The sequence below is a fragment of the Raoultibacter massiliensis genome (assembly GCF_900199545.1).
In the GTDB taxonomy this organism is placed as follows: Bacteria; Actinomycetota; Coriobacteriia; order Coriobacteriales; family Eggerthellaceae; genus Raoultibacter; species Raoultibacter massiliensis.
This window is the reverse complement of the sequence record NZ_LT962671.1, coordinates 92,610-105,884: the sequence shown is the minus strand read 5'-3', so window position 1 is coordinate 105,884 and position 13,275 is coordinate 92,610. Positions and strand designations below refer to the sequence as shown.

Sequence of the window (13,275 nt, the reverse complement as noted above, 5' to 3'; positions counted from 1 at the left end):
ATGCGCCGCTCGCTCATCTAGGGGAGGGTTTTCTCACAATGGAATGGCTTGCGCAAGCGCTCAACTTCATCATGGAGCCATGCTATCGGCTGACCGGCAACTGGTGGATCGCCATACTTCTCTTCACCGTCATCGTCAAGATAATCCTGATTCCCATGTCGCTCTGGTGCCAGAAGAACAGCATCGTCATGGTTCAGCTTATGCCCGCGCTGAACCGCATCAAAGTAAAGTACTTCGGAGACAGAGAAACCATCGGCGACAAGCAGCACGAGATGTTCAAAGAACGCCATTACCATCCCCTGCTGAGCCTCGTGCCGCTCGCCGTGCAGATACTCATCCTGTTCGGCTTGGTGGACGTCATTCACGGAATCACCGATTACGGGGCTCCGGGAACCGAGCTTCTGGGCATGGTTCCCGCAACGGATGGAGGCATCGCCTGGTTCATGCCGTTCGCAGCGGGTCTTTCGGCAATCGTCATGGGCTTTGCGCAAAACCGCATCAACCCCCTGCAGCGAGAGCAGTCGCGCATGGAGAAAAACACCACGAACGGCCTATCGATCGGCCTGTCGTTCGTCCTCGGCATATTCGTTGCAACGGGCATGGGCTTTTACTGGGTATGCTCGAACCTCATGTCGATAGCCATCCAGGCCCTCTGCAACGTGATCATCGTGCCCAGAAAGCACATCGACTACGAAGACCTCGAAGCAAGCAAGAAGGAGCTCGAAGAGCTTGAAGCGCTCGATAAGAGCGATCGGAAATGGTACCAGAGAAATCCGCTCGCCAAGCGGGAGAAGGCGGATTACAAGCGCTTCTTCAACGTGGTCAACAAGCATATCGTGTTCTATTCGGAAAGCAGCGGATTCTACAAGTACTTCCAGGGCGTCATCGAGTGGCTTCTCGAAAACTCGGATTGCTCCATACATTACGTTACAAACGATCCCAACGACCAAATTTTCGGCATCGCCGAAAAGCAGCCGCGCATTCGCCCCTATTACATCGGGCCCAAGCGCATCATCACGCTGATGATGAAGATGGATGCGAGCGTGGTCGTAACCACCCTCGAAGATCTCGACACCTATTACATCAAGCGCTCGTACGTATGCGACGAAACGGAATACGTCTTCCTGTTCCATCACATGACGAGCACCCACATGACGCCCAACAAGGGCGCATACGACGGCTACGACACCATCCTGTGCTCCGGTCAGCATCAGATCGACGAACTTCGACGCGCCGAGGAAGTGTACGGGACGCCCGCCAAGGAGCTCGTGCCCTACGGATACGATCTTCTCGATCGCACGATCGAATCCTACCGGCAGCTCGTCGAAGAGCGGCCCGACGAAGCGCATGGTCGCCCCACCGTGATCATCGCCCCCTCGTGGCAAGAGGGGTGCATTCCCGATTCGTGCATCGATGAGATCATCGGATCGCTGCTCGGCAAAGGGTATCGCATCATCGTGCGCCCCCACCCCGAGTACACGAAGCGCTATCGGCCTCGCTGGGAGTCGATTCTCGCCCGCTGGGCCGACGTCTCCGACGAGGAGCTTCAGTTCGAAGGAGATTTCGCCTCGAACAAATCGGTGTTCACCGCAGACATCCTCATCACGGACTGGTCGACGGTTGCCCACGAGTTCTCGTTCTCCACCAACAAGCCGAGCATCTTCATCGATACGCCCATGAAGATAGGAAACCCCGATTACAAAGACATCGACATAGTGCCGACCGACATCTCGCTGCGCAACGAAATCGGCATCTCGCTTTCACTCAACGAGCTCGAAAAGCTTCCCGATGCCATCGCCGAGATGCTTGCCAACCAGTCCGCATGGCACGATCGGATCGCCGAGACAACCCGACGTACCGTGTTCAACATCGGGCACAGCGCAGAAGTTGCCGGAGAATTCCTGCTTGCCCGCATAATCGACAAGCAGGAGAAAGCAAAGGGCCGCTGCAGCGAATCTCCCGAAGGCCGCACGGCCGACGCCGAGGGGGGCGCTGCGGCAAAGCGCTTTGAAGACAACAGGACGGCAGGCGAGGCGAACCGGCGCGCAACCGCCAAAAACGCCGCCCGAACGATAGCCTCCCATATGCCCGAGGCGGCAATCGCAACGCTGTTCGCACTTCCGTTCATGACCCAACCGGCCTATGCGTACGTCGACCCCTCGGTCATGACCTATACGATCCAAGCGCTTGCAGGCGTTGCGGTTGCCCTTTCCGCCGTACTCGGCGTCGTGTTTCGAAAAACGCGCCGCAAGATATTCGCAATGCTCAAAATCGACGAGAACGCGCATAAGGAAGTCGAACCCGACGTTCACCGGGTAATACACGGCCAGCGCGTTTCGGAAAACGGATACGAAGAGCATACGGCGCCCACCGCGGATTCCGGCAACGGCAGACAGGCTGCAGCCGAAAGAAATCGAGGCTCGCGCGAACACCTCCGCTGGCGTGCGCGTCTCGGGTATGCGCTGCTCGCTTCGATCTTCCTCTTCTACACGCTGTTCGTCGTTGCCCCCTTCGAAATCGTCGCCTCGAACTCGGCCAGCCTCATCATGGGCATCGAGGATGTCGGATGGTACATGGTCGGTTTCGCAGGCGCGCTCGCCGCTGCATGCGCGCTGCTCATGTCGATCCTGCGCGGCCGCGCCTTCACCGTCGCGCTCGTCTCCGTAACGGCCGTCGCCATCGGATGCTACCTGCAAGCCATGCTTATGAACCAGGGGCTTCCCACCGCCGACGGAGCCTCCATCCCCTGGCACGATTACACCGCCGTAACCTTTTCGACGGCGCTCGTTTGGATAGCGATCATCGCGGGGCTGATTATCTTAAGCCGTCGCTTCAGCCGTCAAGTCCGCTTCCTCGGCGCCGCAGCAGCCATCGCCCTCATCGCGGTGCAGACGGTTGGCGTCGCAAGCCTCCTCGTCGACCCGGCGGCCCTCCGCGGAGAGAAACTCGACCCGATCGAATGCACCGAAGACGGCTTGTTCGAGCTTTCCCCGAAAAACAACGTCGTTGTACTCGTGCTCGACACCTACGACACCATAGACTTGAAAAACGTCATCGAGCTAGAGCCGGAAATCACCCGTCCGTTCGAGGACTTCACGTTCTTCGAAAACTCCACGGGCTCGATGATCCCCACACGCTACGCAGTTCCGTACCTGCTCACCGACGTTACGCCCCAAGTCGGGCAAACCTACGACGACTACTATGCCGATCGGTACGGCAACGGCCGCTTCATCGACGACATACACGACACCGGCTATTCGATCGGCATATACAGCGATTCCATCGGCGCCGATTTCATCATCCCCTCAGAACGCGACATGGCCTCGAAAACCATCAACCTGCACCCCACGACCACCAAACATGTCAACGTCCCGGGAACGATCGAAATCCTTGCGAAGTGCGCTCTGTACCGCGACATGCCCTGGCTCCTCAAGCCGCAGTTCTGGTTCTACACCGACGAGATGAACAACAAGATGGTATCGACCGTCGAGGGCACCGACGATGCGAACACCCTTTATCAGATGAACGATCCCGCCTACTACGAGAAACTCAAAGAAAGAAAGCTCAGCCTCGTCGACGACGACACGGCGGGCGCGTTTCGGTTCATCCACCTCACCGGCGCCCACTACCCCTACATCATGGACGAGAACGGAATCGATATCGGCGAAGGCAATGCGACGTTCACCCAGCAGGCGATCGGCTCCATCAACATCGTCGCCGAATACATCGACCAGATGAAAGAGCTCGGCATATACGACTCTTCGACGATCATCGTCACCGCAGACCACGGATACTGGTATCTCACACCCGACATGATAGGAGATACGACAAGCCCGATCATGCTCGTCAAACCGGCAAACGATTCCGGGCAGAGAAAGCCGCTCGAGATATCGGATGCCCCGGTAAGCCATATGGATTTCCACCCCACCGTCATCGAAGCCATGGGCGGCGACAGCGAAAAGTACGGCGACACCGTGTTCGAGATAGACGATCCCAACCGAAAGCGCCTTTACTACATGACCACGTCGAACGGCAAACACGATACGGGCATCAAGGAGATAGAGGTCGATGGCGACGCGCTCGACTTCTCGGCCTGGCACCTCACCGGCAACGAATGGCCCATCATTCCTCCCGAGGATTGATGGGCTCCCCTCGCGCGCTCGCGGTTTCGCCGCCAGCTAGACGAAGCTGCGAACCGAGCCCGATCGAAGCGTGCGAGTAGAGGCGCCCGTCAAACTGCCAGCCGCTTGGATAAGTCGATCAGTTCCTGCTTCGACTTGACACCCGTTTTCGAATAAATGTGTCTGACATGGGTATCGACGGTGCTCTTCGATATGAACAGCTCGTCCCTTATGTAGGGATGGCTTCTGCCCTCGAGCAGGTATTCGAGGACTTCCCTCTCCCGGTTCGACAACGCGTACGCCTCGGCCATCTTCGCGCTGCGCATGACGACATCCGCTGGCTGAGAGAGCGCTTGCGCGGGCTTCTCTCCGACATCGGAGAAGAGAAATGCGCTGATGACAACTAACGCAGCTAGAACGCATATCACCAATGATGCGCCAGGTTGAACCAAAGCGGGCACGACAGCATGGTACAGCGCGGGCCCGAGAAACGCCCCCATCATGATGGCAGCGAAACCCCAGCCGATGATGCGCATAGGATCAAAGTCGTCCTTACGGGAAAAGCCGATGATCTGCATCCTCAGTATCGTCTCAAGGGAAGCGTGAGCGGCGGCTAGAAGAAGGCAGGCCAGCGAAAGCGATGCGATGTCGTCAAAAGAACCGAGCAAAAGCCCAACGGCCATAATCGGCAAAACCCAGCGAGCGGCAGCGGCAAATCCGACATTGGACGAATACTTGGTGAACAGCCAGATTACCAGAGCAGACACGGCCAACCCCGTACCGAAAAGAGCCAGCTTGGGAATGGCCAGCGCACCAACACCCGTTGCAAACATCTCCCACACGAAGCTTACGATGGTTATCGCTATGCAGGTACGGGCCATAAGCCAAAAGAAGTCCTTGCCCGCCCTCTTGAACCTACGGAGCCCTTGCTCGGCCTCGCAGGTGCATCGAACGCAGACGATCGCATAGCAAGCAAGTTCGACGAGGGGCATAACGAAAAGAAACACCACAACATGCAAGGAGAAAAACATCCCGATGGAGAACACGAGAAGGCCAACGGCGGCAAACGATGCTATGAAGATCTTTTCGTTCGATTCGATATCCTGCCCGTGGAGCAATACGCCCCAGAAGATCAGAGACACCGTGGTTCCGCAACCCATCAGAAAGTCGCTGACGAAAAGAAGAGGGAAAGGATCCTCAAGTCGAAAAGCCACAAGACTCAAATAGCAACCCAGCAAACGAAGCAAACATCCGACGGCAAACAGGAGCAATTTGGTCGGGCGCGATGATATGAGGGACGATGCCGCAGGAATCAGCAAACCTGGAACCACTCCGACGATGGCAAGCCTCAAAAGAACCTGCTCGGGGTTCTGCAAGCTCGCCTGGATCACAACATCGACATCCACTGGAGGAAACGAGCAGAACACCCATGCGAAGCACAGGCACATTCCGGCAACCTGAAACCAAACCGTTTTCATATCCCACTCCCCTCCCGCATGATTATACCCAATCGCTCTCGCACGACTTCCCTCGCATACGGGTCGAGGGGAAAATCATTACTTTCTATCGATGCTCGAAACGAGGTAAAAGCGAACCTATCGATGCGGCATACAACCTCATCCCGAATACTTGCCCCAAGCAATCCATGGATGCCGATCGAGGCCCATGGCAAGGGATGAGAGAAAGGGATACAACATGGAGAAAATCAGCCGACCCATCGAGCGCAGGAGCTTCCTGAAGGGAGCGGCCTCGCTTGGCGCAGCGGTAGGACTGGGATCGCTCGTCGCCTGTGGGGGAAACCCGCAAGCCTCCGAACCAAATGCCAAAAGCTCTTCTGCGAGCGACAAAAAGCGCTCTTGGGAAACGGCCCCAGACGCTATAGCCGAAAGCGAAATTTCAGAAACCATCGAGGCCGATGTCGTCGTCGTTGGTGCCGGAATGGCCGGAATGGCGTCGTTCATGTACGCCGCCGAAACCGGCGCGCGCACCGTCCTCATCGAAAAAACGAGTTCCTACAACGGCCGAGGCCTTGATTTTGCCGCAGTCGACACAAGAGTGCAAAGAGAAGCGGGCATCGCGATCGACAAGGGCAAGCTAGTCGATGACCTCGTCAAATCATCCGGATACAAAGCCAACGGCAGCCTGATCAAGCTGTGGGCGGATCATTCCGGTGAAATTTTCGACCGGTTGATCGACATGACCGAATCGGACGGCGGGCAGGTAACCCTCGGCTCGGGCTCCTCGGCTTCGGCGGATGCCGAGGATTTCACCACGCGCACCTATCCGACGGACCACATGTTCGGAGGCCTCGTAGAAGGTCCGCTCGCCCTTATTGGCAGAATGGAGGCGGCGGGGAAGGAATCGGACGGCCAGGTGCTTTACGATACGAAAGCAGAGCAGCTCGTCAAAGACGATAGCGGCAAGGTCGTCGGCGTCGTGGCATCGAAGAAAGACGGCTCTTATCTGAAAGTCAACGCCTCAAAGGGAGTCATCCTCGCGACGGGCGATTACGGCAACAATCCTGAAATGGTCGAAGAATGGTGTCCGCTCGTAAAGAACGCAGAGGGAAGCGTTTACCCCAATCCGGATGTCAACGTCGGCGACGGTATCAACATGGCTCTCTGGGCTGGCGGCACCGTGCAAAGCGGATCGCATGCAGCGATGGTGCATCCCATTTTCGGAGGCGGCGCCATGAGCACCGCGTCTTTCCTGAAAGTCAACAGCAACGGCAAGCGCTTCTGCAACGAGAACACCACCCTTCCGGGAATATCGAACATGTACATGACCAGTCCCGACAGAGTCGTATGGTCGATATTCGACGCAGATTTCGAAGAGCAGATGGCCAAAATGTCGGCTCTGAGCAACTACAACAACAACACGGCAGGACCCCTTACCAAATACTTCAGCGAAGGCAAAATGGATCCGGCCAACCCGGGTTCGCCGACCGACGTCGTCAATCTTTGCCTCGATGAGGGAACCACCGTCAAAGCGGATACCATCGAAGAGCTTGCGGCGGCCATCGGCGTCCCTGGCGAATCGCTCGCCGAAACCATCGAGCGGTACAACGAGCTTGTCGAACTCGGAACCGATGAGGACTTCGGAAAAGACGCCGCCGATCTTCAGCCCATAAAAACCGCTCCTTTCTTCGCATCGTCGCTTACCGCTAAAGTGCTCGTTATCGCATCCGGGCTGAACGTGAACGATCAAATGCAGGTTCTCGGAGAAGACGATGCCCCCATCGACGGGCTCTATGCGGTCGGCAACGTTATGGGCAATTTCTTCGCCAACGACTACCCGATCTGCGCACCCGGACTGAGCCATGGGAGATGCCTTACCCTCGGGGCTCTTCTCGGCAACGCGGTCGCAACGGAAGCGAAGCTGTAAGCATCGCAAGCGCATGAAACGCGAAGGCCTCGGTGCCGACCGAGGCCTTCGCCCGCCCGCCATCCGTAACAATTCGCCCGCAAACCCCATACCCGAATTTCGTTTCTTCTACGTTAACCTTTGGGTAGCACTTCCCTTGATGCCGCCGTTTCGCGTTACTATGGTTCCATACACAGAAAACCGTACACGACTACCTGCAAGGAGCACCATGGAACGCATACGCATTGGAATTCTCGGCTACGGAAACCTCGGACGCGGCGTCGAGCTCGCCATCTCCCAACAAGCAGATATGGAACTCGTCGGCGTGTTCACCCGTCGCGACCCCGCAAGCGTCAAGGTTCAAACCGAAGGCGTGCCCGTTCGTCCCGCAAGCGAACTCGATGAGGGCGCCGACGATATCGACGTGCTCGTCTTATGCGGAGGAAGCGCAACCGACCTGCCCGAGCAAACCCCGCACTACGCCGCGAAGTACACCGTCGTCGACAGCTTCGACACCCATGCGAACATCCCCGAGCATTTCGCCGCAGTAGACAAGGTTGCCACAATCGGCGGAACCATCGCCATCATCTCCTGCGGATGGGATCCGGGCATGTTCTCGCTCAACCGACTGTACGGAACCTGCGTTCTACCCCAAGGAACCGATTACACGTTCTGGGGCCGCGGAGTCAGCCAAGGACACTCCGATGCGATTCGGCGCATCGACGGCGTCGCCGATGCGAAGCAGTACACCATCCCCGTCGAAGCTGCCCTCGAAGCGGTTCGCTCGGGCGCTAATCCAGAGCTCACCACGCGCCAAAAGCACACGCGCGAATGCTGGGTCGTGCTCGAAGAGGGCGCCGACGCCGCAGCCGTTGAAGAGCAGATCGTCACTATGCCGAACTATTTCGCCGATTACGATACAACCGTGCACTTCGTTTCCCAGGAAGAGCTCGACCGCGATCACGCCGGCATCCCCCATGGCGGCTTCGTGCTTCGCAGCGGCGAAACGGGCGACGGGAACCCCGCATTGATCGAATACTCGCTCAAGCTCGGCTCGAACCCCGGATTCACCGGAAACGTGCTCGTAGCGTTCGCGCGGGCCGCACATCGCCTTTCGGTCGAAGGTCAATCGGGCGCCCGTACGGTGTTCGACATCGCACCCGCCTACCTATCCTCCCATAGCGGCGACTACCTGCGCGAGCATCTGCTCTAGACGAAGCCGAGGATCGCGAGGAAACCACCTATGGGAACAGCCGTCCACATCGACGCCGATCGCTGCATAGGGTGCGGCGAATGCGTAGCCGATTGCTTTCCGGGAGTACTGCGACTCGATGCGGGGATCGCCGTCGTTGGCGGCCCCTGCATCAAATGCGGTCATTGCGTTGCCGTATGCCCGACGGAAGCGGCAAGCATACCCGAATACGGTGCAGACGACATCGACGACATCGATCGCACGCCCGCCATCGAACCCGAGCAGCTGCTTCGCGCCGTCAAATCCCGCCGAAGCATCCGCTCATACCGCGAAGAGCAACTCGATTGCGCCGTCATCGAGGACATGGTTCAGGCCGCGCGCTACACCCCAACCGCCAGAAACAGGCAGCGCACGAAAATCATCATCGTGCAAAACGAGCTCGCCGAGTTCAAGGAACGTCTCTGGGATGAGCTCCCTCAGGTGATTGAACAGCTGAAACAGGAGCGCTCCCCTTATGTCCGCGTATTCGAGCAGACGTATCGAAACCATCGGGAAAACGGTTCCGACCAGCTTTTCTTCAATGCTCCAGCGTTCGTTCTCGTCGTAACCAAAAATCCGTGGGACGGGGGGCTCGCCGCAGCGAACATGGAGCTCGCCGCCGTCTCCCATGGTGCGGGAGTCCTGCACAGCGGATATCTCAAGCGCATCATCTCGGGAAACGAACCGCTCGAAAGCTGGCTCGGCATAGAGGGCAGGGAAATCGCCTGCTGCATGCTTGCCGGATACCCCGCCGTCCGATACCGCCGCACGGCTCCGAGAAAAGCCGCTTCGGTGATCGTTCGGTAATCATCACCATCGTCGTCGGCCGGCGGCGTGCAAAGCGCAAATCGCCCGCTCTCGATTTCCGCCGGCATCATCCTTTCGAATCTGGTCGCCCTTAACCGGCGGCCACTCGATTCCCAGCCGATTGACCGGCAGCCGTCTCGCCTGCCGCCTTGCTTGCCGATCCCTGGCCGGAACCCGATCCCGAATTCGATCCCGAATTCGATCCCGATCCTTGGTCGCTGCTCGGATTCGATCCGGAACCCGAGCCCGACTCGGAACCGGACCCCTGGCCGGATCCCGACGACCCCTGGCCGTCGCCGCTTCCGGCATTCCCGCCGCTTCCCTCGCCGTCCGATCCCTGGTCGCTTCCGCCCGATGAACCCGACGAACCCGATGAACCCGATGAACCATCGGTTTTTCCATCATCGGCCGACCCCGAAGATCCCGAACCCGACTGATCCGATCCCGAATCCTTCCCGGCATCGGGTGATGCGGCATCGCCTTTGCCTTTGTCAGAACCGGTATCGGAAGCCGATGAGTCCGACGAAGGCGCAGCTGCATCGTCCGCCGGTCCGCTCTGCGTATAGACCGAAGGCAACGGCGAGACCTTCGCTCCGATGCCCTGTCCACCCGTCAGAGCATTGACCAAGAACGCCGAAACCACCACCGCGACAAGCGCAGAAACAACCGCTACGGCAGCAACGCTTCGCTGGAGCCTCTTCTTGTGCTTGCGCAGCGTCTTCGCGCGAATGACGGTCGCATCGCCCTGCAAGGCAGTATCGTCCAGGCTCGGCGTGTGAGATTGCCTGCGGGTTATCGGGCTCAGCACCGCCGTCTTGTCGGCGGCAACCCCTTCTGCGAGCACGGGAGATTCGCTTTCGCGCGCACGTTCGCCTCTGGTGCTTTCGGCAGGCCCCTCTAAGGACTCTGCCGCAAGCACCGCAGTCCGCACCGATGCCACCTCGGCCGTCGTCGCAGCCGGCAAGGCGTCTTCGCTTCCGTCCCCCCTCGGGGCCGACGGAGCATCGACGGGGTTCAGATCACGCAGCTTCTCTGCCGAGGCGGCGAGGAATTTCTTATACAGCTGGGATGCAACCGCAGACACGATGGAACCAACCGCAACGCCTATCACCGAACCGGCGATGCCGATCTGGGAAGCGAGCAGCATGGAGGTTACCGCCGCAAGAGCGCCGGCGATAACCTGGGTTGCCGAAAGGTCGTCGAACAGACCCCCCTTCTTGGCTTTCCGGTCCTGCGCTTCGCTTGCCACGGCGGGCCTCCTTTCGTTTCCTTCAGTATGTTGAACACATCTTCACCACTGAACATACCGCACGTCGAAGCGGGCTTTCCATTCTCCATCCAACCGTTACCTCCCAGCCACACAACATGCGCATCGCCTCCTGAAATCATCCGCAAGAAGTCCGCATCGAGGTGGCACGAAGCTGCGAGCGGCGCAAGGGGGTTTCGGGGCCTTTTCGAAAACCGCGACGACTCCATCGGCAGCCGATCGGCATAAACCGTGACGCTCCCTGATAAACGCACCGGTACGTGCTATAGTTTGCATGCGCTTTGATGCGTACGTGCATCTTCGGAAAGGAACGCCATGGCCGCCACCGTCCAGACCCTGCTCGAGAATCAGCCCGATATCTTCTGGGGCTCGTATCACGATGACCCGAACTATCATTTCGGAATCTCCCTCAATTACCGAGAGGACATACTCATCCTGCTGGCCGTCTACGTCATGAGCGATTGCATCGAGGATGAAGACGGCGGCGAAGAGATGCTCGTTGGACCCGAGGTTCTTTCGGAATGCTATACGATCGAGGACCTCGAAAAGCACGGCATCGTGCTCAGCGACCTTATGGGCGAAGACGACGCCGAGGCCATCGGCTGGTATTGCGCCGAGCTCTCGGTGTTCAAGAAAAGCGACCTTGATGCCATCAGGGAAAGCAGCGCCCGCCTCGATGGCTATCTCGACACCGTCATCAGCATCCTCGAGGCCGACGCCGAAGAAGCGGCGGCCGATGCCGAGGCGTTCGAGGACGTTTCGTTCTTCGACATGCAGCACGATCTGGAGGCCATACCGACCAATATCGACGACGGCGCGCTCGCCAAGCCCTTGCCGTTCGAATTCCGCCTCGTCGGAGACGCATTGCTCGGTTGGCAATCGGCCGACGAAAGCGAGTACCGCTAGAAACCCGAGAACAGCCGCTCGGACGTCTGCTCGATGCGGGCAGCGGCATCAAGGCCGCGCAACCGCTCGATCTCGTCAAGCGTGTCGGACAACAGCCCCGCAAGGTCGAACGAGGATGCCGGCGCGCCCGGCCCGGCAGGGGCGTCGGTTTCGAGCAGCAACCGGTCTTCGGGAATCGCCTTCACGTACTCCCGGCCCCGCTTCGACGCAGCCATCTTCGGCCCCACAGAAAAGAAGCAACCGAGGCCGATAGCGCGTTGCAGCTGATCTGACGATCCCGAAAACCAATGCATGATGCAGGCGTTCGCCCGCGCGGTGCCGAACCGCTCAAGCATGTCGAGCATCGCATCTTCCGCACGCACCGCATGAACGGATACGACCTTTCCGCCGTGTCCGCACGTTGCAAGCACCCGTTCGAACGCCGCCAGCTGAACGGCTTCCGAACCCTTGCAGCGCTTTCCAAAATCGAGCCCGACCTCCCCGATGAACGACGACCCGGAAGCTATCTGCTCGAAAAGGGCGATATCCTCCCACCCGCAGCTTCCATCGGCGACCCACCACGGATGAAGGCCGAGGCCGACGCGAATATTAGTATGGGACCCGAGCAATTCGAAGGCCCTTCCGAAATCCCGTGGCGTCACCGTCACGGAAAAACACTTCAGGTCTTGCTCGTCGGCCTTCGCAGCCGCCGATCGCACATCGTCAAAGAAATCAAGATGGCAATGCATGTCGAACAAGGTCATCGGCATTCGCCGCCCGTGCGCTTGATCGAATCGGCCAGCTTCATCGCATTGCGCTTCGCCTCGCCGCCCCCGCCGATGCCCGACAGCTCCCGAATGACCTCGCCGGCTATCATCTGCCCCATGATGGGAGGAACGAACGACGCCGTTCCCAGGTTCGATCGGTCTCGCCGTTCGCTCCCCTCGCCCGATTCCGTTTTAACCGGCTCTTCGCACGAGTACAGAACGCGCAGGCGGTCGATGCCCCGCTTGCGTGCCTCCTTCCGCATTATTCGGCAAAGCGGGCAATTAACCGTCTCGTACAGGTCTGCCGTTCTGAAGCATTCCGGGTGAAGCTTGTTTGCAGCCCCCATGCTGCTGATGAGGCGCAATCCCCTTTCCTGGGCAAGAAGGGCAAGGGCGAGTTTGGTCGAAACGGTATCGATCGCATCGACGACGTAGTCGAGCTCGCCCCGATACGCATCGAACAGCTCCGCAAGGTTGTCGGAGAGCACGAACATATCGTGAGCAGCCACTTCCGCCCAAGGGTTGATATCGGCTATCATGGCCTGCATGACTTCGGTTTTCTTGCGTCCGACCGTACTGCGAAAGGCGATCGCCTGCCTGTTTATATTGCTTTCTTGCACGATGTCGTGATCGACGATAACGAGGCGTCCCACGCCACCTCGCGCCAGAGCCTCAACGCAGTTCGATCCCACGCCGCCCAGACCCAACACCATGACAGTGGAGCCCCCAAGGCGCTCCACGCCTTCGCGACCCAGTATGACCTCAAGTTTCGAGGTAGCGCTTTGCCCATCGGCACCCATAGACCATCCTTTCGACAGAAAACCATGGTAGCAC

At 58.8% G+C, this 13,275-nt stretch carries 9 protein-coding genes; 5 read left to right on the top strand and 4 right to left on the bottom strand.

Annotated features, from left to right (window positions below; all coding sequences use genetic code 11):
• The first annotated feature begins 38 nt into the window (after positions 1-38).
• Positions 39-4,142, top strand: coding sequence for a YidC/Oxa1 family membrane protein insertase (locus C1719_RS04530; RefSeq protein WP_102374053.1), 4,104 nt, complete (start codon positions 39-41; stop codon positions 4,140-4,142).
• An 89-nt stretch (positions 4,143-4,231) separates the two neighbouring features.
• On the opposite strand, the gene C1719_RS04525 is transcribed toward C1719_RS04530, so the two are convergent.
• Positions 4,232-5,599: a response regulator transcription factor gene (locus C1719_RS04525; RefSeq protein ID WP_102374052.1), complete on the bottom strand. Its 1,368-nt coding sequence runs from the start codon at positions 5,597-5,599 to the stop codon at positions 4,232-4,234.
• 217 nt (positions 5,600-5,816) lie between these two features.
• On the opposite strand from C1719_RS04525, the gene C1719_RS04520 reads away from it, so the two are divergent.
• The 3 genes from C1719_RS04520 (at position 5,817) to C1719_RS04510 (ending at position 9,522) form a co-directional block, all read left to right on the top strand.
• Complete coding sequence (locus C1719_RS04520; RefSeq protein WP_180963666.1) at positions 5,817-7,505, top strand: FAD-dependent oxidoreductase; 1,689 nt, start codon at positions 5,817-5,819, stop codon at positions 7,503-7,505.
• Between the two features lie 208 nt (positions 7,506-7,713).
• A complete protein-coding gene (locus C1719_RS04515; RefSeq protein WP_102374050.1) occupies positions 7,714-8,697 on the top strand; it encodes a diaminopimelate dehydrogenase in 984 nt (327 codons plus the stop codon).
• Positions 8,698-8,727: 30 nt separating this feature from the next.
• Complete coding sequence (locus tag C1719_RS04510; protein ID WP_102374049.1) at positions 8,728-9,522, top strand: nitroreductase family protein; 795 nt, start codon at positions 8,728-8,730, stop codon at positions 9,520-9,522.
• Positions 9,523-9,613: 91 nt separating this feature from the next.
• On the opposite strand, the gene C1719_RS04505 is transcribed toward C1719_RS04510, so the two are convergent.
• Positions 9,614-10,771 (bottom strand): hypothetical protein, encoded by a 1,158-nt coding sequence (locus C1719_RS04505; RefSeq protein ID WP_102374048.1) that lies wholly within the window; start codon positions 10,769-10,771, stop codon positions 9,614-9,616.
• A 333-nt stretch (positions 10,772-11,104) separates the two neighbouring features.
• On the opposite strand from C1719_RS04505, the gene C1719_RS04500 reads away from it, so the two are divergent.
• The gene (locus C1719_RS04500; protein ID WP_102374047.1) at positions 11,105-11,695 is read left to right on the top strand and encodes a hypothetical protein; all 591 of its coding nucleotides are present in this window, start codon (positions 11,105-11,107) and stop codon (positions 11,693-11,695) included.
• Here C1719_RS04500 and C1719_RS04495 read toward each other — a convergent pair.
• Complete coding sequence (locus C1719_RS04495) at positions 11,692-12,438, bottom strand: TatD family hydrolase (protein WP_180963474.1); 747 nt, start codon at positions 12,436-12,438, stop codon at positions 11,692-11,694. The two genes, C1719_RS04500 and C1719_RS04495, sit on opposite strands and share 4 nt — an antisense overlap.
• Positions 12,435-13,241 carry a tRNA threonylcarbamoyladenosine dehydratase gene (locus C1719_RS04490; RefSeq protein ID WP_102374045.1) on the bottom strand — a complete coding sequence of 269 codons (807 nt, stop codon included), beginning with the start codon at positions 13,239-13,241 and terminating at the stop codon, positions 12,435-12,437. The genes C1719_RS04495 and C1719_RS04490 overlap by 4 nt, the downstream gene beginning before the upstream one ends.
• Between the last annotated feature and the right edge of the window lie 34 nt (positions 13,242-13,275).

Coding starts and splice junctions, on each gene's coding strand:
- C1719_RS04530 (WP_102374053.1), top strand. CDS start 39: ATGGAATGGCTTGCGCAAGCGCTCAACTTCATCATGGAGCCATGCTAT.
- C1719_RS04525 (WP_102374052.1), bottom strand. CDS start 5,599: ATGAAAACGGTTTGGTTTCAGGTTGCCGGAATGTGCCTGTGCTTCGCA.
- C1719_RS04520 (WP_180963666.1), top strand. CDS start 5,817: ATGGAGAAAATCAGCCGACCCATCGAGCGCAGGAGCTTCCTGAAGGGA.
- C1719_RS04515 (WP_102374050.1), top strand. CDS start 7,714: ATGGAACGCATACGCATTGGAATTCTCGGCTACGGAAACCTCGGACGC.
- C1719_RS04510 (WP_102374049.1), top strand. CDS start 8,728: ATGGGAACAGCCGTCCACATCGACGCCGATCGCTGCATAGGGTGCGGC.
- C1719_RS04500 (WP_102374047.1), top strand. CDS start 11,105: ATGGCCGCCACCGTCCAGACCCTGCTCGAGAATCAGCCCGATATCTTC.
- C1719_RS04495 (WP_180963474.1), bottom strand. CDS start 12,438: ATGACCTTGTTCGACATGCATTGCCATCTTGATTTCTTTGACGATGTG.
- C1719_RS04490 (WP_102374045.1), bottom strand. CDS start 13,241: ATGGGTGCCGATGGGCAAAGCGCTACCTCGAAACTTGAGGTCATACTG.